This window comes from Pseudomonas sp. DWP3-1-3b3 (assembly GCF_049896305.1).
Taxonomy (GTDB): domain Bacteria; phylum Pseudomonadota; class Gammaproteobacteria; order Pseudomonadales; family Pseudomonadaceae; genus Aquipseudomonas; species Aquipseudomonas azotoformans_A.
This window is the reverse complement of sequence record NZ_JAFCUA010000009.1, coordinates 152,003-170,256: the sequence shown is the minus strand read 5'-3', so window position 1 is coordinate 170,256 and position 18,254 is coordinate 152,003. Positions and strand designations below refer to the sequence as shown.

General features: G+C 60.4%; 18 protein-coding genes. 10 read left to right on the top strand and 8 right to left on the bottom strand.

Going from position 1 to position 18,254, the window contains the following annotated elements; genetic code table 11:
* Window positions 1-6: 6 nt before the first annotated feature.
* From ACP7BX_RS24830 to rluB, 5 genes are all read left to right on the top strand, one after another.
* Window positions 7-636 (top strand): L-threonylcarbamoyladenylate synthase, encoded by a 630-nt coding sequence (locus ACP7BX_RS24830; RefSeq protein WP_033896346.1) that lies wholly within the window; start codon window positions 7-9, stop codon window positions 634-636.
* Between the two features lie 120 nt (window positions 637-756).
* Window positions 757-1,455, top strand: coding sequence for a segregation and condensation protein A (locus tag ACP7BX_RS24825; protein WP_177053511.1), 699 nt, complete (start codon window positions 757-759; stop codon window positions 1,453-1,455).
* 12 nt (window positions 1,456-1,467) lie between these two features.
* Entirely contained in the window at window positions 1,468-2,406 is a 939-nt protein-coding gene (scpB, locus tag ACP7BX_RS24820; protein ID WP_426130897.1) for an SMC-Scp complex subunit ScpB, read from the top strand.
* Window positions 2,407-2,438: 32 nt separating this feature from the next.
* Window positions 2,439-2,627: a DUF1289 domain-containing protein gene (locus ACP7BX_RS24815; RefSeq protein WP_426130899.1), complete on the top strand. Its 189-nt coding sequence runs from the start codon at window positions 2,439-2,441 to the stop codon at window positions 2,625-2,627.
* A 147-nt stretch (window positions 2,628-2,774) separates the two neighbouring features.
* A complete protein-coding gene (gene rluB, locus ACP7BX_RS24810; RefSeq protein ID WP_010208149.1) occupies window positions 2,775-3,986 on the top strand; it encodes a 23S rRNA pseudouridine(2605) synthase RluB in 1,212 nt (403 codons plus the stop codon).
* Between the two features lie 60 nt (window positions 3,987-4,046).
* Here the strand turns inward: rluB and ACP7BX_RS24805 are convergent, their stop codons facing one another.
* The gene (locus ACP7BX_RS24805) at window positions 4,047-5,006 is read right to left on the bottom strand and encodes a leucyl aminopeptidase (protein ID WP_177053466.1); all 960 of its coding nucleotides are present in this window, start codon (window positions 5,004-5,006) and stop codon (window positions 4,047-4,049) included.
* A 73-nt stretch (window positions 5,007-5,079) separates the two neighbouring features.
* Entirely contained in the window at window positions 5,080-5,217 is a 138-nt protein-coding gene (locus tag ACP7BX_RS24800) for a hypothetical protein (protein ID WP_003175756.1), read from the bottom strand.
* A gap of 638 nt (window positions 5,218-5,855) precedes the next feature.
* On the opposite strand from ACP7BX_RS24800, the gene ACP7BX_RS24795 reads away from it, so the two are divergent.
* The 4 genes from ACP7BX_RS24795 (at window position 5,856) to arfB (ending at window position 9,800) form a co-directional block, all read left to right on the top strand.
* Window positions 5,856-7,277 (top strand): amino acid permease, encoded by a 1,422-nt coding sequence (locus tag ACP7BX_RS24795; protein WP_033896340.1) that lies wholly within the window; start codon window positions 5,856-5,858, stop codon window positions 7,275-7,277.
* 100 nt (window positions 7,278-7,377) lie between these two features.
* On the top strand, window positions 7,378-8,061 hold the full coding sequence (locus ACP7BX_RS24790) for a pentapeptide repeat-containing protein (RefSeq protein ID WP_177111162.1): 684 nt from the start codon (window positions 7,378-7,380) through the stop codon (window positions 8,059-8,061).
* Between the two features lie 108 nt (window positions 8,062-8,169).
* Entirely contained in the window at window positions 8,170-9,324 is a 1,155-nt protein-coding gene (locus tag ACP7BX_RS24785) for a hypothetical protein (RefSeq protein WP_426130903.1), read from the top strand.
* A gap of 62 nt (window positions 9,325-9,386) precedes the next feature.
* Window positions 9,387-9,800 (top strand): alternative ribosome rescue aminoacyl-tRNA hydrolase ArfB, encoded by a 414-nt coding sequence (gene arfB, locus ACP7BX_RS24780; RefSeq protein ID WP_017737978.1) that lies wholly within the window; start codon window positions 9,387-9,389, stop codon window positions 9,798-9,800.
* On the opposite strand, the gene ACP7BX_RS24775 is transcribed toward arfB, so the two are convergent.
* The 3 genes from ACP7BX_RS24775 to ACP7BX_RS24765 all read right to left on the bottom strand — a co-directional run bounded on the left by ACP7BX_RS24775 (window position 9,797) and on the right by ACP7BX_RS24765 (window position 11,942).
* A complete protein-coding gene (locus ACP7BX_RS24775) occupies window positions 9,797-10,993 on the bottom strand; it encodes an MFS transporter (RefSeq protein ID WP_178954480.1) in 1,197 nt (398 codons plus the stop codon). The genes arfB and ACP7BX_RS24775 overlap by 4 nt on opposite strands.
* A 104-nt stretch (window positions 10,994-11,097) precedes the next feature.
* A complete protein-coding gene (locus ACP7BX_RS24770; protein ID WP_095017413.1) occupies window positions 11,098-11,280 on the bottom strand; it encodes a hypothetical protein in 183 nt (60 codons plus the stop codon).
* A 350-nt stretch (window positions 11,281-11,630) separates the two neighbouring features.
* Entirely contained in the window at window positions 11,631-11,942 is a 312-nt protein-coding gene (locus tag ACP7BX_RS24765) for a DUF962 domain-containing protein (RefSeq protein ID WP_038851615.1), read from the bottom strand.
* 160 nt (window positions 11,943-12,102) lie between these two features.
* Between ACP7BX_RS24765 and ACP7BX_RS24760 the strand changes: the two genes are divergently transcribed.
* Entirely contained in the window at window positions 12,103-13,161 is a 1,059-nt protein-coding gene (locus tag ACP7BX_RS24760; RefSeq protein WP_426130906.1) for an AraC family transcriptional regulator, read from the top strand.
* On the opposite strand, the gene ACP7BX_RS24755 is transcribed toward ACP7BX_RS24760, so the two are convergent.
* The 3 genes from ACP7BX_RS24755 to ACP7BX_RS24745 form a co-directional block, all read right to left on the bottom strand.
* Window positions 13,118-14,572 carry a TrkH family potassium uptake protein gene (locus ACP7BX_RS24755; RefSeq protein ID WP_028617711.1) on the bottom strand — a complete coding sequence of 485 codons (1,455 nt, stop codon included), beginning with the start codon at window positions 14,570-14,572 and terminating at the stop codon, window positions 13,118-13,120. The genes ACP7BX_RS24760 and ACP7BX_RS24755 overlap by 44 nt on opposite strands.
* A gap of 109 nt (window positions 14,573-14,681) precedes the next feature.
* On the bottom strand, window positions 14,682-16,025 hold the full coding sequence (locus ACP7BX_RS24750) for an imelysin family protein (protein WP_028617710.1): 1,344 nt from the start codon (window positions 16,023-16,025) through the stop codon (window positions 14,682-14,684).
* Window positions 16,026-16,152: 127 nt separating this feature from the next.
* Window positions 16,153-18,204 (bottom strand): putative bifunctional diguanylate cyclase/phosphodiesterase, encoded by a 2,052-nt coding sequence (locus tag ACP7BX_RS24745; protein ID WP_426130908.1) that lies wholly within the window; start codon window positions 18,202-18,204, stop codon window positions 16,153-16,155.
* Window positions 18,205-18,254: the final 50 nt, after the last annotated feature.

Genomic DNA, 18,254 nt, shown 5'->3' with positions numbered 1-18,254 from the left:
GAACACGTGAGTCAATTCTTCCAGATTCATCCGGAAAACCCCCAGGCGCGCCTGATCAAACAGGCCGTCGAGATCATTCGCGCCGGCGGCGTGGTGATCTACCCGACTGATTCGTCCTACGCCATCGGTTGCCAGATCGGCGACAAAGGTGCAGTCGAGCGTGTAAGACGCCTGCGCCAGCTGGACGACAAGCACAACTTCGCGCTGATCTGCAGCGACCTGTCCCAGCTTGGGTTGTTCGCCAAGGTCGACACCGGCACGTTCCGCCTGCTCAAGGCGCACACGCCGGGGCCCTACACCTTTATTCTCAACGCCACCCGCGAAGTGCCGCGACTGCTGTTGCACCCCAAGAAGCGCACCATCGGCCTGCGGGTGCCGGAACATCCCATCGCCCTGGCGCTGCTCGAAGAGTTGGGTGAGCCCTTGATGAGTGTGTCGCTGATCATGCCGGGCGAAGATGAGCCGCTGTACGACCCCTACGAAATGCGTCAATTGCTGGAAAAACAGGTCGACCTGATCATCGACGGCGGCTACGGCGGCAACAAGGCCTCCACCGTGATCAACCTGGCCGACGGTGAGCCCGAGGTGATCCGCGTGGGTTGCGGCGACCCGGCCCCGTTCATGGTCGAGGCCTGAATGTCAGCCGTGGAAACCGTGGATCCCCAGGCGGGCGCCCAGCAGGAACTGCCGTTTGCCATGGTGTATGGCCAGGCGGTCATGGAAATGCCGCTGGATCTGTACATTCCCCCGGACGCCCTGGAAGTCTTCCTTGAAGCGTTTGAGGGTCCGCTGGACTTGCTGCTGTACCTGATCCGTAAACAGAACATCAACATCCTCGACATTCCGGTGGCGGAAATCACCCGCCAGTACATGGGCTATGTCGAGTTGATGCAATCGGTACGTCTGGAGCTGGCCGCCGAGTACCTGGTGATGGCCGCCATGCTCGCCGAGATCAAGTCGCGCATGCTGCTGCCGCGTTCGGAAACGGTGGAAGCCGAAGAAGACGACCCGCGCGCCGAGCTGATCCGCCGCCTGCAAGAGTACGAACGCTTCAAGGCCGCCGCCGAAGGCATCGACGGCTTGAGCCGGGTGGGCCGCGACGTAGTAGTGCCCAAGCTCGACGCCCCCGAAGCCCGCGCACGCAAGCTGCTGCCGGACGTGAGCCTGGAAGAGTTGCTGATGTCCATGGCCGAGGTGCTGCGCCGGGGCGATATGTTTGAAAGCCACCAGGTCAGCCGCGAGGCGTTGTCGACTCGCGAGCGCATGAGCGATGTGCTGGAGCGCCTGAAGGGCGGTGGTTTTGTGCCTTTTGTAGAACTGTTTACTAAAGAAGAAGGGCGCCTGGGGGTGGTGGTGACCTTTATGGCGATCCTTGAATTGGTCAAGGAGTCCTTGGTCGAGCTGGTCCAGAATGAGCCTTTTGCGGCTATCCACGTGCGGGCGCGAGCCGAATAAAGAGCTGAATCGATGAATCTGACTGAACCCCGCGAACTGGCCCCGCTGCTGGAGGCCTTCCTACTGGCCTCGGGCAAGCCGCAATCCCTGGAACGCCTGTTCGAACTGTTTGAAGAAGCCGAGCGCCCTGAGCCACCGGTGTTCAAGAAGGCACTGGAAATCCTGCGCAAGTCCTGCGATGGCCGCGCCTTTGAACTGCGCGAAGTGGCGTCGGGTTACCGCCTGCAGATCCGTGAGAAGTTTTCCCCGTGGGTCGGCCGTTTGTGGGAAGAGCGTCCGCAACGTTATTCGCGGGCGATGCTGGAGACCATGGCGCTGATCGCCTATCGCCAGCCGATTACGCGGGGCGAGATCGAAGATGTACGGGGCGTGGCGGTCAACAGCCATATCGTCAAGACCTTGCTGGAGCGCGAGTGGATCCGCATCGTCGGCTACCGTGACGTGCCCGGCAAACCGGCGATGTTCGCCACCACCAAGGTGTTTCTCGACCATTTCAACCTGAAAAACCTCGACGATTTGCCGCCGCTGGCCGAACTGCGCGAGATGGAAGCCGAGCCGGTGCTCGATTTTGACGACGCGCCCGTCCCCGCGGGCCTGCAGGAATTGGCCGATGCCAGCGCCGAGCCGGAAGAGCCGAAGGACGAGACCAGTTTCCATACGTTGCTGCTGGAATTGGACGACATGGAGCAGGGCATCAAGACCGACTTTGATGACCTGCTGCGTGACGGTGCCGCCGGACCTGAAACTCAACCTAACGTTGAGGGTGAGCCTGAAGTCGAAGCAGAGCCAGAGCCAGAGCCGGAGGAAGACATCCTTGGCGTGGCTGAAGCGCGCGAAAAACTCCTCGCCGCCGTCGCCGCTCTCGAACAACCGCCCCTGAGCGACGAGGAAGACGAAGCCCGCGCCCTGGCCGAAGCCATCGAAGCCGAGCGTCGCCAGTTCGAAGACTGACGCAATCTGACTGTTCTTAAAAAGGATTGCCCATGAGTTCCACCAAAGACCCCTGCATCAGCCTCTGCAAATTCAACGCCGACATCTGCGTCGGCTGTGGCCGCAGCAAGCGCGAGATCCGTGCGTGGAAGAAGCTCGACAAGGCCGACAAGCGCATTGTCCTGGCCGAAGCCGAACTCCGATTGCTGGCCCTGGGTGCCACCGGTCGGCGGAAAAGCTAATGATTAGGGTGTTATCGACTAGTCTCTGATGCGCAACGCGCACCATGCGCGTATGATTCGCGACCCTTTGCCGAGCTATTCGGCCAAAGCCCCGCTTTCAACACTCTTCAGGCCACGCCTGAATCGACCCACCGGGAGGTGCTTAAGATGAACGACAAAGACCAGAACGACAGCCAGGAAATCGGCCCAGCAGGCGAAAAACTGCAAAAGGTGCTGGCGCGTATCGGCGTGGGCTCGCGCCGCGACGTCGAAGCCTGGATCACCCAGAAGCGCATCAAGGTCAACGGCGTCGAGGCCACCCTCGGCCAGCGCGTCGACCTGCACGATGCAATCACCATTGATGGCAAGGTCATCAAGCGTGAAGAGGCCGCCGAATCGGTGCGCCGCGTGATCATGTACAACAAGCCGGACGGCGAGATCTGCACCCGTGACGACCCGGAAGGCCGTCCGACCGTGTTCGACAAGATGCCCAAGCCGAAAGAAGGCCGTTGGATCAACATCGGACGTCTGGACATCAACACCACCGGCTTGCTGATGTTCACCACTGACGGTGAACTGGCCAACCGCCTGATGCACCCGTCCTACGAGATGGACCGCGAATACGCCGTGCGTGTGCGCGGCGAAGTCGATGACGAGATGATCGAGCGCCTCAAGGCGGGCGTGGTGCTGGAAGACGGCCCGGCCAAGTTCACCGACATCAAGCAGGCGCCAGGCGGCGAAGGTTTCAACCACTGGTACCACTGCGTGGTGATGGAAGGTCGTAACCGTGAGGTTCGCCGCCTGTGGGAATCCCAGGGCCTGGTGGTCAGCCGCTTGAAGCGCGTGCGTTTCGGCCCGGTGTTCCTGAACTCCGACCTGCCGATGGGCCGCTGGCGCGAAATGAGCCAGTACGAAGTCGACATCCTCAGTGCCGAAGTCGGCCTGACACCGGTCGCGATGCCGCAGATGAACGCCAAGAGCAAAGACAAGCTTGAGCGTATGCAGCGCAAATCGTCGCGTCCTGTGGCACGTACCGAGCGTGTGGCCCGCACCCTGCGCCCGGCGCTGAATGCACCGGCAACCGGCGGTCGTATCTCCCGTGAGCCGCAGATCGAAGGTGAGCGTCGCCCAACCGCGCCATCGCGCCAGGAAGGTGAACGTGCGCCACGTGCACCGCGCCCGGCCCCGGCCGGTGGTCGCAGCAACCGGGGTGAAGCGGATCGCCCGGCCGATAACGCCAGCACCAAGCGTCCAGCCAAGCCGGCGGCGAACAAGCGCCCTGGCCCGAAACTGGTCGCGGACGAGCCGTCGGGCAAGCGCCGTGGCGCCCCGGCCGGTTCGGGTCAGCGTCCTGGTTTTGGCCGCAAGAAGCCGCAGTGATGTAAGGGCTGCACAAAAACGCCAACCCTCGGGTTGGCGTTTTTTTATGCACGGCATTTGTCAGAACGCAAAAGTCCCATCAAACACTGGCTTGTCATCCAACGCCAACACCCCGCTGGCAAAGATCAAATCCAGGTGATGGCTGCCTTTCTGCCCGCCGCCCAAACCCAGGTGCAGCCCACAGTGGCGCTCCTCAAACCCGGCGTTGCGCGCATACAGATCCTTCACGCCTTCATTGGTGCCAATCCCCAGTTCCTCGACGCGGCGGTTCGACGGGTTGGCATTCAGGTACTTGTTGAAATCATCTGCCAGCCCCGGCACATCACTGGCCACGCTGCAGATGGTCGAGTTCTCGATCCACAACTCCAGCGGTGACGCCAGCACGCCATATTTACGCGCAAACGGGATGGTGCTGAGAAAGGTGCCGACAAACCTCACTTGGCCATTGATGGCTTCACTGTGGGTGGCGATCTCGCCGGGGGCCAGGTCGTGGTTGCCGATGCCGTTGATATTGGTCCACTTCTTGATACTGCTCATCGGCGCTTCCAGGCGTGAGCCGTGCTTGTCGGTAAAGCTCAGCACCGTGGCCTGCGACATGCGCCGGATCAGCGTGGCGTTGAGGTCGGCAATGCGCTGGGGCTCGACACTGAAGGTGTCGTAGAAGTAGTCGCCGTAATCCTTGAACAGCAGGGATTTTTTCCAGTGCTCGGCCATCACACCCTGCAGGGCGCGGATAAAGTCCGGGCCTTCGGCGCGAGGGTTGGGCAGGGTGGAAGAGTCGTAGAGAAACAGGTAGAGGTCGCAGGCTTCGATGGCCTCAGCCAGGGTGTCGCTGGCGGCGAGGTCCAGGCGCTGCACCTGGAAGTTGAAGCGGGCGGCGCTGCTGTGGGTGATCGCCTGGGCGATGGCGTCGTAGCGCTCGGTATGGCCCAGCAGCACGGTGGGGCGACTCAGGCCATTCAGGGCCGGGTGGTGCGCGAGGTAGTAGAGAAAGTGTTCGACGGCGCGGGCCTTGTCCATGACGTGTTTCCTTCTGTGCCTTGGGTAAGGAGGCAGATGCCGTGCACAGCACCTGCCGGATGCCTGCCGATATTTAGAATGGCCACATCGCGGTGCCGAACGGCACAACGGCATCGGCTTGCATCATTTCAACGGCGGCCTCATGGGTCGGCGCTTCAAACCAATCGTCGAGTTGCAGTTCGGTTTCCAGGTCGTTTTCCAGTGCTTGCATGGTGTATCTCCTAGAGGACGTTGTTTGAGAACGGCTTGCCAACGGGCTTCGCTGGCAAGTGGAAAGAACCTAGAAGAGAGTGTTTCAGAATGCAAAAAATTTATTGACACGGTTTCATTTGGATTTTTTGTTCTGTTTTTTCGCTTTGATTTTTTCTTGAGGAAATTCAGGGAGCTGGCGCGGCTAAATTGTGGGAATTTTCCTAGCGACAAATTTTCTTCAGATTGCGGCTGTAACGTTAATTTTCCGTGCTGTAACGATTAATTTACGAGTAAATGGCGACATTATTGGTTGATCCTGCCCTGTAAGGATTACCTGACAGATCGTCGCACTCGTCTCTCGAGGGCGCCCCCAAGCGGGCGAGCGGTGTACAATCCGCCGCGTTTTACTGTGACCCCCTTGCGTAACCACGCAACAGGCCAAGACCTCAGGGTTTACCCGCCCTGATCACTCCGCCTGGCCACGAGCCGGACGGGTTCGATTTCGTCACAGATAAAAACAAACAGGTGACGCATGACCGTTAGAAAGACGCTGTACTCCTGGTGCCTGCGCTGGGGTTTGAGCGGCGCTGCTTGAGTCGGTAATTCAAGGCAGCAACCTGCATTCAACATCATCAAACCTTGCGTGAGAGCCTTTTCATGAGTGTTCCCCCTTCCTCTTCAGGCGAGCTGAAACGCGGCCTGAAAAACCGGCATATCCAGTTGATCGCCCTCGGTGGCGCCATCGGCACCGGCTTGTTCCTCGGCTCGGCCGGGGTGCTCAAATCCGCCGGCCCGTCGATGATCCTGGGCTATGCCATTTGCGGCTTCATTGCCTTCATGATCATGCGCCAGCTCGGCGAAATGATCGTCGAAGAACCGGTCGCCGGTTCCTTCAGCCACTTTGCCCACAAGTACTGGGGCGGTTTCGCCGGGTTTCTGTCGGGCTGGAACTGCTGGATCCTGTACATTCTGGTGGGCATGTCGGAGCTGACGGCGGTCGGCAAATATGTGCACTACTGGTGGCCGGAGATCCCGACCTGGGTCTCGGCCGCCGCCTTCTTTGTGCTGATCAACCTGATCAACCTGGCCAACGTCAAAGTTTTCGGTGAGGCAGAGTTCTGGTTCGCCATCATCAAGGTGGTGGCCATCGTCGGCATGATCGCCCTGGGCAGCTATTTGCTGGTCAGCGGCAGCGGCGGGCCACAGGCCTCGGTGACCAACCTGTGGGAGCACGGCGGTTTCTTCCCCCATGGCGTCGGCGGGTTGGTGATGGCCATGGCAATCATCATGTTCTCCTTCGGCGGCCTGGAAATGCTCGGCTTCACCGCCGCTGAAGCGGACCAGCCACGCACCGTGATCCCGAAAGCGATCAACCAAGTGATCTATCGCATCCTGATCTTCTACATCGGCGCGCTGGTCGTACTGCTGTCGCTGACCCCATGGGACAGCCTGCTCACCACCCTCAACGCCTCCGGCGACGCCTACAGCGGCAGCCCGTTCGTGCAGGTGTTCTCGATGCTGGGCAGCAACACCGCTGCGCATATCCTCAACTTTGTGGTCCTGACCGCCGCACTGTCGGTGTACAACAGCGGCACCTACTGCAACAGCCGCATGCTGTTGGGCATGGCCGAGCAGGGCGATGCGCCCAAGGCCTTGGCGAAGATCGACAAGCGCGGCGTACCGGTACGCTCAATCCTCGCGTCGGCGGCGATCACCCTGGTGGCGGTGCTGATGAACTACCTGATCCCGCAACACGCGCTGGAACTGCTGATGTCGCTGGTAGTGGCCACGCTGGTGATCAACTGGGCGATGATCAGCTTCTCCCACTTCAAGTTCCGCCAGCACATGAACCGCACCGGCCAGGTGCCGCTGTTCAAGGCGCTGTGGTACCCGTACGGCAACTATGTGTGCCTGGCATTCGTGGTGTTTATCCTGGTGATCATGCTGATGATTCCGGGGATCCAGGTGTCGGTGTACGCGATCCCGGTGTGGGTGGCGTTTATGGCGGTGTGTTACTGGGTCAAGAACAAGCGCAGTGCCCGCGCAGCCATGGGCACAACGGGGACGGTTCTGGAGTAGGACCTTTCCTCAAACAGAAAACCCGGCGCCGTGCCGGGTTTTTTGTGTGCAGGGGCAGGTTAGAATCGCCCCTCGTTTTTTCAGCGTGCCTGGAGGCCCCATGCAACACACCGACATCGACGGCGGCGCCTTGCAGCGCGATGAGCTGGAAGACCTGATCGACCAGCATGGTGGCCCCTTGCGCCTGATCGGAGTGGATTTGAGCGGCGCCGATCTGTCGCGCATGGCCTTGGATCATTGGGTGTTCGAGCGCTGCAGCCTGGTCCAGACCTCCTTTCTCGGTTCGCGCCTGGAAGGCACCCAATGGAAAAGCTGCCGCGCCAGCCTCGCCATTTTCGAAGCGGCGAACCTGTTGGAAGCGCACTTCCACAGCTGCGACCTGAACAACACCCGTTGGCAGCGCAGCAAGCTGTCCCAGGCGAGTTTTGAACACTGCAAGTTGACCGGCGCCAACTTCACCCATTGCGCCTCGTTGGGCTTGAGCTTCAGCGAAACGCGGTTGAACAGCGCCTTCTTGTCCGGGCTGTCGTTTGCCCGCACCGTGCTGAATAACCTGGATTTCTCCGACAGCGATTTGTCGGATGCCGACTTTCGCAAGGCCGAACTGATCGATTGCAGCCTGGCCCACGCCCGTATCAACGGCGCCAATTTTGCCGGCGCCGACTTGCGGGGGGCGGATTTAAGCGGGTTTCGCCTGAATGATGCCAAACTGTTCAAAGGCGCCGTGATTTCCAAAGCCCAGGCGTCGATGTTGTTGTCCGAGTTGGGCTTGTCCGTTGCCTGAATAAGCGGCTTGTTACAGCCAGTAACTCGTCACTGGGAACGCTATGTCGTGCTCTCCCAATAATTGGATGTTGGTTTCTAACAATATCTGAGTATTCGAGGCTTTCGTATGCGAGATCTGACTTCTACCAGCACGCAACCTTTCAACCCCCCCTTTAATCTCGAACCCGATTTTGATGCCGGGCACGATGCTACAAAACGCGCCATTCAGCCCTTCACACCCCACACCGGAGTATCTATCGCAGGGGAAAACTATTCCCCAGCTGAAAAAGATTTTCTGGTGAATGCCTTCGTCAAAGACACGTTGCAAAACTCTAACTATGAGAACAAAGGCAGCCTTGAGCGCCGGGCGAAGAATTTTTTCCGGCACATAGAATCGGAGATGGCTATTGGGTTGGGTGTTGAGAAAGATCTACAACGCAACGACTCTCCAGTATCACAGCTCTCATCGCACATGGCACATCTTGTTCGCGGCCTATGGACCCATTCGAAAAGCGATCCATCGTTCCGTGATGCGCTGCACAAGGAATTGCTGGCGCCGAGCAATGATCCTGGCAATGTTCTATTGGCGGGTGAGGGCAAAGGCGGTCTGTATTTAGGTATGAAAAATCTGCACGCCATGCTGGTTCGTGGTGAGCAGGGACCCTTAACCCGCGACGCAGCGCAGCAAGGCGCAGAAATGGCCTTTGGCATCAAGGCGATTGCGGAGGCGCTTAAAGAACATGACCCGATGCTCAGTGGCGTCGAGGCCTACACCTTCCAGCATCGTGTGGGGTCGAACCGGGTGGTGGAGGGTGTGAAGACCCATCATTTCACCAGCCTGCATGGCACGGACCTGCGCAACGACCTCGGCACTAAAGTGCGCGATGAGTTAGGCGTGCCTGTCATGCTGGGGACCTCGGGTGGCGCATCGGATGTCGCCTCGACCATTCGCCATGCCGCCCAATCGCAAAATCAATCAATGTGGCCAAGTGGCATGGATGAGAAAAACGGTCGGGAAGCTATGATGGGGTTGGTGTTCCATCTGATGCGTAACCAGGTCACGGACAATGCCCAAGGCTTCTACGACAAGATGCGCGATGAGTTGCACGGCTTACCGCCTAAAAAAGTCGACCCCGCGCTGATCTTTTCTCATTCCTACCCTGAAGTGGTGACAGGGGTCGAGATGACGCTGAACAATGAAAAAACAACGGATCGCCAAGCCATGATCCGGTCGACACAGATGGCCAAGACCCTGTTGGACAAGGCCTTTGCCAACCGCTAGCAGTGAGCAGGGCACGGTGCGGTTCGGGTATGCTGGACGCCCTGAACCGCGGATCTGCCTCAATGCTGGTGATTTCCAACAATGTGCAGCTGCCCGACGCCGAGATCGAGCTGACCGCCATTCGCGCCCAGGGCGCTGGTGGACAGAACGTCAACAAGGTGTCGAGTGCCGTGCACCTGCGATTTGATATCCCGGCGTCGTCGCTGCCGGAGTTCTACAAGGAGCGCTTGCTGGCGCTGCGCGACAGCCGCATCACCAGTGAAGGCGTGCTGGTACTCAAGGCCCAGCAATACCGGACCCAGGAGCAGAACCGCGCGGATGCGTTGGAGCGTCTGGTGGAATTGATCCTCAGCGCCACCAAGGTGGAGAAAAAACGCCGCCCGACCAAGCCGACCCTGGGCTCGAAAAAGCGCCGGCTTGAGTCCAAGACCAAGCGTGGCAGCATCAAGGCCGGGCGCGGCAAGGTCGACTTCTAGTCGCCACGTGCCTCACGGGCCTTGGGTGCCTGACGGTACAGGTACAGGCTCAGCAGCAAACCACCCAGGGCTGCAAGGGCGGCGAAGAGGAAGATCGACGCAAAGCCGAAGCCGGCTGCCACGGCCCCGGCGAGCGGTCCGGTGATGCCCAGTGACAGGTCGATAAACAGCGAGTAGGCGCCTACCGCCGAGCCGCGGCTGGAGGCCGGCACCAGGTTGACGGCCTCCACCCCGAGCGCCGGGAACACCAGGGAAAAGCCAAAGCCGCTCAACGCGGCGCCAGCCAGGGCCAGGTTGGCGTCCGGGGCCAGCCATAACAGCAGCAAGCCGAGGATCTCCACCGACAGGCAGGCAATCGCCACGCGAAAGCCGCCGATCCGGTTGATCAGGTTGCCGAACAACAACCGGGCGCCGATAAAGCTGGCGCCGAACAGGCTCAGGGCCCACACCGCGTTATCCCAGTGCTGGGTGGTGTAATACAAGGTGATGAAGGTGGCGATGGTGCCAAAGCCGATGGAACCCAGCGCCAAGGCACAGCCATGGGGCAATACGCGGCCGAGCACATTCATGAAGGGCAGGCGCACGCCGGCAACAATCGGTGCGGCGACTTTGTTCCAGGCCAGCAGCAGGCCGACGATGGCCAGCAAGATAATGCTGACGCCCATGCTCCACAGCCCGAAATTTCTTACCAGCAACACGCCCAGTGGTGCGCCGACGGCCAGCGCACCGTAGCTGGCGATGCCGTTCCAGGAAATCACCTTGGCGGTGTTCTGCGCGCCGACGCGGCCGATGCCCCAGCCGATGGCGCCCGAACCCACCAGGCTTTCCGCGCTGCCAAGGACCAGGCGGCCGATCAACAGGCTGCCCAGGCTCAAGGCCGGCAGGCTGGAAAACCACGCCGCGAGCAGCATGAACACACCGCTCAGGCCGCAGCCCACCAGGCCGATCAGCACGGCGCGCTTGCTGCCCAGGTTATCGATGATTTTGCCCGCGTACGGGCGGCTGAGCAGGGTGGCCAGGTATTGCACGCTGATCACCAGGCCGGCAATCACCGCGCCATAACCCAGCTCACTGTGGACATAACCCGGCAACACGGCCAAGGGAATGCCGATATTCAGGTAGCCAATGAAGGTGAACAACACGATGGAAACAACTTGCAGCGTGACCGCCATGGGGCGCTGGGTATCGGGCATGGGAAAGGTCCACTGTCGCGGCAGGTAAAGATAGGCTGCTAATGATACCGGTGGTTTGGCTTGCGCAGGGCGGTAAAACGCAAAAACCTCAGCTCAGAAAGACATCAGGCTTGGGTAGGGGCGAGCAGTTGGGTGGTGACCAGGGCGGCCAGGGCGTTTTCCTGGGTGCCGAAGCGCTTGAGCAGCAGCGCTTGTTTGTCGGCGCTGAGGCGGTTCCAGATCTCGACCATCTGCAAGGCAGCGTCGAGTACGGCGGTGTCCGGGTTGTCGGGGAGGGTATCGGTCATGGCGGGCGTCTCGATGGGTTCAGGCAGTGTGGAAAGCGCTCAAAGCTGCGCTTTCCACACGGTCTGGTACGGCGTCAGTCCTGGCTTTCGCTGTCGACTGGTTTTGCTTCTTTGGCCTCAGGCTGTTTATCACTGGCCTGCTGCGGTGTTGGCTGCTCTGTAGGGTGCAGGCTTGGGAAGGGGAGATTAGGTATCTCGTGCATCGTCGTCGCTCCTCGCAAGGTCTGTTTTTTCAATCGCAGGTGATTCCGCGCTCTCAAAAAGCCTTGGCAGGATACAGCACTGCAAATGACAAAAAGATTTTAATGTCGGCAGATGGATGAACTTTCATCGTTTAAACGGTCGTTCGGCTAGAACGGCACCTTGCCCAGGATCATGTCGCGGTACATCACAAAATCCCCCAACAGGCTGTAGAACGGGTGTTGAAAGGTCGCTGGGCGGTTCTTTTCGAAGAAGAAGTGGCCGATCCAGGCAAAGCTGTAACCGGCAATCGGCAAGGCGATTAACAGGAGAAGCGAACCTCTGCCGATGGCGTACGCCAGAATACCGATCACCAGCGTGGTGCCGATAAAGTGCAGGCGCCGGCACGTGCTGTTGGCGTGCTCAGCCAGGTAATAAGGGTAAAACTCAGCAAAGCTGTTGAATCGCTTGACGTTTTCCACGGTGACCGGCCCTTTGCTTGTTGTGCCGCCCAACAGATGTTCGGCGGGGAGCTTATTTGAGTCTAGAGTGATCAGTGGTAACAGCCAGTGACAATAGATGCCACTTTAGTATCCTTGGCTTCCTGGCTGCCGTTTGAGCCTGCTTTATTAAGAAGACGCCATGAGCGAACGAACAACTTCTGCAAGCTGGGCGATGGGGATAGTCAAGGCATTGGAAATGGACGGCCTGGATTGCCGCGCCTTGTTCAAGCAGCTCGGCCTCGACTATGCCGCCCTGAGCGATCCCGATGCGCGGTTTCCGCAGGACTCCATGACCCGCCTGTGGCAGCGGGCGGTGGAGCTGTCGGGTAACCCGGCAATCGGCCTGAACATGGGCAAAGTGGTGCGTCCGGCGTCATTTCATGTGGCCGGTTATGCATTGATGTCCAGTAACACCCTGGCCGAAGGTTTTATGCGGCTGGTGCGCTACCAGCGGATTATCGCTGAAAGTGCCGACCTGAGTTTCCGACTGATCCCCGAAGGTTATGCGCTGATTCTGACGGTACACGGTGACCACCTGCCGCCTACCCGGCAAAGCGCCGAAGCCTCGCTGGCCAGTGCCTTGGCCCTGTGCGGCTGGCTGACCGGCCGCACGCTGCAGCCGCGCAAAGTGGTGCTGCAAGGCGAGCAGCCGGCGGACCTGGCCCCTTACAAACAAGCCTTCCATGCGCCGCTGGAGTTCAATGCACCCTACGACGCGCTGATTTTCGAGCGGGCCGACATGGACGCGCCGCTGCCCACGGCCAACGAGGCCATTGCCTTGCTGCATGACCGCTTTGCCGGTGAATACCTGGCGCGCTTCTCGGAAAGCCGCGTGACCCACAAGGCGCGGCAGGTGTTGTGCCGCCTGTTGCCCCAGGGCGAGCCCAAGCGTGAAGTGGTGGCCCAGACGTTGCACTTGTCCCAGCGCACCTTGCAGCGGCGTTTGCAGGAGGAGGGCACGAGCTTCCAGACCCTGCTCGATGACACCCGCCGTGAACTGGCCGAGCAATACCTGGCGCAACCCAGCATGACCCTGCTGGAAATTGCCTACCTGTTGGGCTTTGCCGATCCGAGCAACTTCTTCCGCGCGTTTCGTCGCTGGTTCGATGTCACGCCCGGCGAATACCGGGCGCGGTTGTTGGACGCGTCGAGCGTCAGTGGCGCCAAAACGCCGGAATACACAGAACAAAGACCGTAATGATCTCCAGCCGGCCGAGCAGCATGCCCAGTGACAGGATCCACTTGGCCGCATCCGGCAGGCTGGCGAAATTGCCCGCCGGGCCAATGGTTTCGCCCAGGCCCGGGCCCACGCCCGAAACGGTACTCGCGGCGCCGGTCAAGGCGGTCATCCAGTCCAGGCCAAGCAGCGACAAGGCCAGGGCGATGGCGCAGATGGTGATGGCGAAGAAGAACGAAAAGGTCAGGATCGACCTTACGATTTCTTCGTCGAGACGGTGGCCGTTGTACTTCTGCTTGATCACCGCGCGCGGGTGGATCAGTTGGTTCAAGTTGGCCTTGAGCAGGATATACGCAACCTGGAAGCGGAAGATCTTGATCCCGCCGGCCGTCGAGCCCGAACAGCCGCCGATAAAGCCGAGGTAGAAGAACAGCATCAGTGAGAAATTGCCCCAGAGACTGTAGTCCCCCAGTGCAAACCCAGTGGTCGTCACCACCGACGTGACGTTCAGCGCCACATGACGCAGCGCGTCCAGCCAATGCAGGTTGGTGGTCCACCAGTACCAGGTGCCGAGCACCAGCCAGGTCACGATCAGCAAGCCGAGCAGGCCTTGCACTTGTTGGTCCTTGATCAATGCCCTGCGGTTGCCCCGCAGGGTGGCTACATACAGGGTAAACGGCAAGCTGCCGAGGATCATCACCACCACGGCTACCCAGTGCACCGCCGGCTGTTTCCAGTGCGCCAGGGATTCATCGGAGGTGGAGAACCCGCCGGTGGAAATCGCTGACATTGCATGGTTGATCGCATCGAACAGGCCCATGCCGGCCCACCAGAACGCCAGGCTGCCGAGGATGGTGATGCCCACGTAGGCCGCCACGATCAGCCGCGCCACCATGTGCGAACGGGGCATGACCTTTTCCGAGCGGTCCGAGGATTCGGTCTGGAACAGGCGCATGCCACCGATGCGCAGCAGCGGCAGGATCGCTACCGCCATGCCGATAAAGCCGATACCGCCCAGCCAGTGCAGCAGCGAACGCCACATCAAGATACCCGGCGACATCGCGTCCAGCCCGCTCAACACCGTGGAGCCCGTGGCGGTAATGCCGGACATGCTTTCAAAAAACGAGTCGGTGTAGCTGATGTGCTGGGTCAGCAGGAACGGCAGCGCGGCAAAGATACACACCACCACCCAACTGGTGACGGTGAGCAGGTACATGTCCCGCGGGCGCAGGTGCACATGCTCTGGGCGACCGGGAATCACCAGCGCCAGGCCTGCGATAAAGGTGATCATGCTGGCCCACAGGAAGGAGGGCAGGTCGCTGGTGCGTTCGAAGATCACCAGGGTTGCCATGGGCACGACCATCGCGATCGCGAGGGTGATCAGGAAGATGCCGATGATGAAACCGATGATGCGCAGGGTCGGCAACGCCATGAAATTCGCTCGAGATAGGGCAGAGGCGCCATTCTACCTGGGGTGCAGGGCATGTAAACCGCCCATGAAAAAGGCGACCCGAAGGTCGCCTCATTCAACTGCGCATTGATCAGAACTCGTGATCAGCGCTGTCCGGGTTCAGGTCGCTGATGCCCAGCTTACCCGCCGCCGCTTCGATCGAACCGGTCTGCTTGACCAGGGCGGCGATGGCGTCACGGACGATCTGGTTGCCCGCATCGTTACCGGCCGCGATCAGCTGGTCGTAGTGCTCACCCTTGTTGGCATGGTCAACCATGACCTGGATCTTCGCTTCGGTAGCCGCCAGGTCCGCTTTCAGCGCGGTGTCGGCTGCCGGGTCGGCCTTGGCCACCAGGGACGACAGGCTGGCGCCGGTCATTTTGGTGCCGTCGACGCGGGTGTACTCGCCCAGGTAGACGTTGCGGATGCCCTTGGCGTCGTAGAAGTGCGAGTTGTGAGTGTTGTCGCTGAAGCAGTCTTGCTCATCTTCCGGCGAGTTGGCTTCCAGGGAAACCTTCATGCGCTCACCGGCCAGTTCGCCCAGGGACAGGCTGCCCATGCCGAACAGCATTTTGCGCAGGCCGTCGGTGGCAGGTTCTGCCTCCAGGGTGGCGCGGTAGTTGTCTTCAACGTTGGGTTTCCAGTTGCCGACCATTTCTTCCAGGTCGCTGACCAGCAGTTGGGTCACGGCGCTCAGGTAGGCGCGGCGACGCTCGTTGTGGCCGCCAGTGGCGCCGTCGCCGGTCAGGTAGTCCGACGCAGGACGGTTGCCAGCGCCTGGGCCGGTACCGTTCAGGTCCTGGCCCCAGAGCAGGAATTCGATGGCGTGGTAGCCGGTGGCGACGTTGGCCTCGGAACCGCCCAGCTCGTTGAGGCTGGCGAGTTTTTCCGGGGTGATGTCTTTAACGTCGACCTTGTCTTCGCCGACCTGGATTTCGTTGTTGGCGATGATATTGGCAGTGGCGCCTGGGTTACCCAGGGCGTGTTCGTAGGACTTGTCGACATAGTCGATCAGGCCTTCGTCCAGCGGCCATGCGTTCACCTGGCCTTCCCAGTCGTCGATGATGGTGTTGCCGAAGCGGAACACTTCACTTTGCAGGTAAGGAACGCGGGCGGCGATCCAGGCGGTGCGCGCGGCTTTCAGGGTTTCGTCGTTCGGCTTGGCGAGGAACGCGTCGATAGCGGTTTGCAGGGTTTTCGCGGTGGACTCGGCATCGCTGTAGACCGCGAACACCATGTCTGCGTAATGCGCGACCACGGCCTTGGCAGCGGCTTCGTCGACCTGGCCGGCAGGGGTGGCAGCCGCTGGAGCGGTAGTGCTGGCAGCCGGGGTCGGCGCCTGAGGCGCGGCGGCCTTGTCTTTACCTTCGCCGCAACCGGCGAGAGAAATGGCAATGGCCAGCAGACTGGCGGTGGCCAGGGGCATACGAATCATGGCGAACATCCTGCTTCGGTTGTTGATGGGGCGCGCGGGGGAGCGCAAAAACTGCGACATAATGCGAAAGATTTGCATTTTGTGTAAAGGGTTATACGCGGGAAATATTCAGTATCGTTTTGCTGCATCAGAGAATCGCGGCGTTATTGCGCTCCGACTGCTTTAAAAAAGCCGCCAACTCCCGCGCCGGCAAGGGTTTGCTGTAGTGATAACCCTGACCTTCATGGCAGCCTTCGGAGATGATGTAGGCCTCCTGCTCGGCGGTTTCCACGCCTTCGGCGATCACCTGCATACCGAGGCTTTTGCCCAGTTGGATGATCGCCCGCACGATGGTGGCGTCGTCGTCATCATCCAGCAGGTCCTGCACGAAGCTCTTGTCGATCTTGATCTTGTCCAGCGGCAGGCTTTTCAAGTAGCTGAGGGATGAGTAGCCGGTGCCGAAGTCATCAATCGCAATCAATGCCCCGGAACGGCGCAGGCTCAGCAGGTGCTGGGCGGCGGTGCTGATGTCTTCCATCAGGCCGGTCTCGGTGACTTCCAGTTCCAGGCTGCGCGGCGGCAGGCGGTAGATCTGCATCAGGTTGTTGACCACCCGCGGCAACTCGGTGTGGTGCAATTGCACGGTGGACAGGTTGACCGCCATGCGCAACTCGGTGAAGCCCAGGTCGTGCCATTCACGCAATTGCCTGCAGGCCTGGTCGAGCACCCATTCGCCAATCGGGATGATGGTGCCGTTCTGTTCGGCCAGCGGAATGAACAGGTCCGGCGGCACCAGGCCATGTTCCGGGTGCTGCCAGCGGATCAGCGCTTCCACGCCGACCACATGGTGATCGCGGTAGCTGATCTGCGGCTGGTACACCAAGTGGAATTGGTCGCGGCTCAGGGCATCGCGCAGGTCTTTTTCCAGCTCGCGGCGACGGCGCATTTCGCTGTCGACGCTGGCGATATAGAACTGGTAACGGTTGCGCGACCGGGTCTTGGCCAGGGTCATGGTCTGTTCGGCTTTCTGCAGCAGCTTTTCGGTGCTGTCGCCGTCTTCCGGGAACAGGGTGATGCCGATGGTGGCGCGTAGGCGGATGCCTTCGTGGTCGAGGGCAAATTCCGCTTCCAGGTCATCGAGGATGCTTTGCGCCAGTTCGGCGGCCTCATAGGGCTGGTCGATATCGGCTTGTACCAGGGCGAACTGGTCGCCGCCCAGCCGGGCCAGGGCGCCGAGGCGGCCGCTGTGGGCGCGCAAACGGTCGGCCAGGGCCAGTAGCAGTTTGTCGCCGGCCTGGTAGGTGAACTGTTCGTTGACGCTCTTGAAGTCATCCAACCCCACGCACAACACGGCCACGCGCCGTTGGCGGCGACCGGCGTCGATGAGGATCTTGTCCAGTTGCTCCTGCAGTTTCTGGCGGTTCGGCAAGCCCGTCAGGAAGTCGTACTGGGCCATGCGCAGCAGACTGCTTTCCGCCTCATGGCGCAGATGGGTATTGCGTTCGATGGATTCGAGCAACTGGTTGGCGGTGTTGATCCACAGCCCCAATTCGTTGCGCTCGTGGCCCTTGAGTTGCGGGATCTTGTGTTCGCTGGGCCGGTCCGGGTTGATCGAGGTCAGGTGCTCAATAATCCGCGACAGCGGCTTGGTCAGCAGCCAGTGATACACCAGGTACAGCACCAAGCCCATCGCCAGGGCGCGCAAGACCCCGGAAATAAAGATGATCACTGAACTGACAATAAACCCCTTGCCGTAGGTGGCCGTGTCGAGGGTGATGCTCAGATCGCCGTAATACTCGCTGTAGGGGCCTTTGCCGACCAATGCGGTGGTGAATGTGCGTTCCTGGCCGAGTATCAGGTCGGTCAACCAGCGGCTGGGCGATTGCTGCAATGCGCGGCTTTTCTCGGCGAGCATGGTTTCGTTGGGATGGCCGATGGACGCCATGCGCACCGCGTCATCCTGGAACAGGCCCTCAATCACTTGCATGCCCATCTCGCGGTCCAGGCTGTAGACGGCCTGGGTCGAGGGGTCGCGGAACATGTCGAGGATGCGCTGGGCATCGCCGGCCACGGCCTGGCGCGTCTTGTAGGCATCGAAAACGATCTGCGCCACGCTCAGCGCTACGCCCACGATCAATGCCGACAGCAGCACAACCCGTAGCAACTTCACCGACAAGCTGTTCTTGAGTTCCAGCTTCAAAGGGGCATTCCTTGTCTCATGCGGGTGGCCTTCAATATGCCATGAGTATT

Excerpts from the sequence above, each read along its gene's own strand:
- rluB (WP_010208149.1), top strand. The coding sequence starts at position 2,775 with ATGAACGACAAAGACCAGAACGACAGCCAGGAAATCGGCCCAGCAGGC.
- ACP7BX_RS24785 (WP_426130903.1), top strand. The coding sequence starts at position 8,170 with ATGCGAGATCTGACTTCTACCAGCACGCAACCTTTCAACCCCCCCTTT.
- ACP7BX_RS24775 (WP_178954480.1), bottom strand. The coding sequence starts at position 10,993 with ATGCCCGATACCCAGCGCCCCATGGCGGTCACGCTGCAAGTTGTTTCC.
- ACP7BX_RS24815 (WP_426130899.1), top strand. The coding sequence starts at position 2,439 with ATGAGTTCCACCAAAGACCCCTGCATCAGCCTCTGCAAATTCAACGCC.
- ACP7BX_RS24755 (WP_028617711.1), bottom strand. The coding sequence starts at position 14,572 with ATGGCGTTGCCGACCCTGCGCATCATCGGTTTCATCATCGGCATCTTC.
- ACP7BX_RS24790 (WP_177111162.1), top strand. The coding sequence starts at position 7,378 with ATGCAACACACCGACATCGACGGCGGCGCCTTGCAGCGCGATGAGCTG.
- arfB (WP_017737978.1), top strand. The coding sequence starts at position 9,387 with ATGCTGGTGATTTCCAACAATGTGCAGCTGCCCGACGCCGAGATCGAG.
- ACP7BX_RS24795 (WP_033896340.1), top strand. The coding sequence starts at position 5,856 with ATGAGTGTTCCCCCTTCCTCTTCAGGCGAGCTGAAACGCGGCCTGAAA.
- scpB (WP_426130897.1), top strand. The coding sequence starts at position 1,468 with ATGAATCTGACTGAACCCCGCGAACTGGCCCCGCTGCTGGAGGCCTTC.
- ACP7BX_RS24760 (WP_426130906.1), top strand. The coding sequence starts at position 12,103 with ATGAGCGAACGAACAACTTCTGCAAGCTGGGCGATGGGGATAGTCAAG.
- ACP7BX_RS24800 (WP_003175756.1), bottom strand. The coding sequence starts at position 5,217 with ATGCAAGCACTGGAAAACGACCTGGAAACCGAACTGCAACTCGACGAT.
- ACP7BX_RS24770 (WP_095017413.1), bottom strand. The coding sequence starts at position 11,280 with ATGACCGATACCCTCCCCGACAACCCGGACACCGCCGTACTCGACGCT.
- ACP7BX_RS24805 (WP_177053466.1), bottom strand. The coding sequence starts at position 5,006 with ATGGACAAGGCCCGCGCCGTCGAACACTTTCTCTACTACCTCGCGCAC.
- ACP7BX_RS24750 (WP_028617710.1), bottom strand. The coding sequence starts at position 16,025 with ATGATTCGTATGCCCCTGGCCACCGCCAGTCTGCTGGCCATTGCCATT.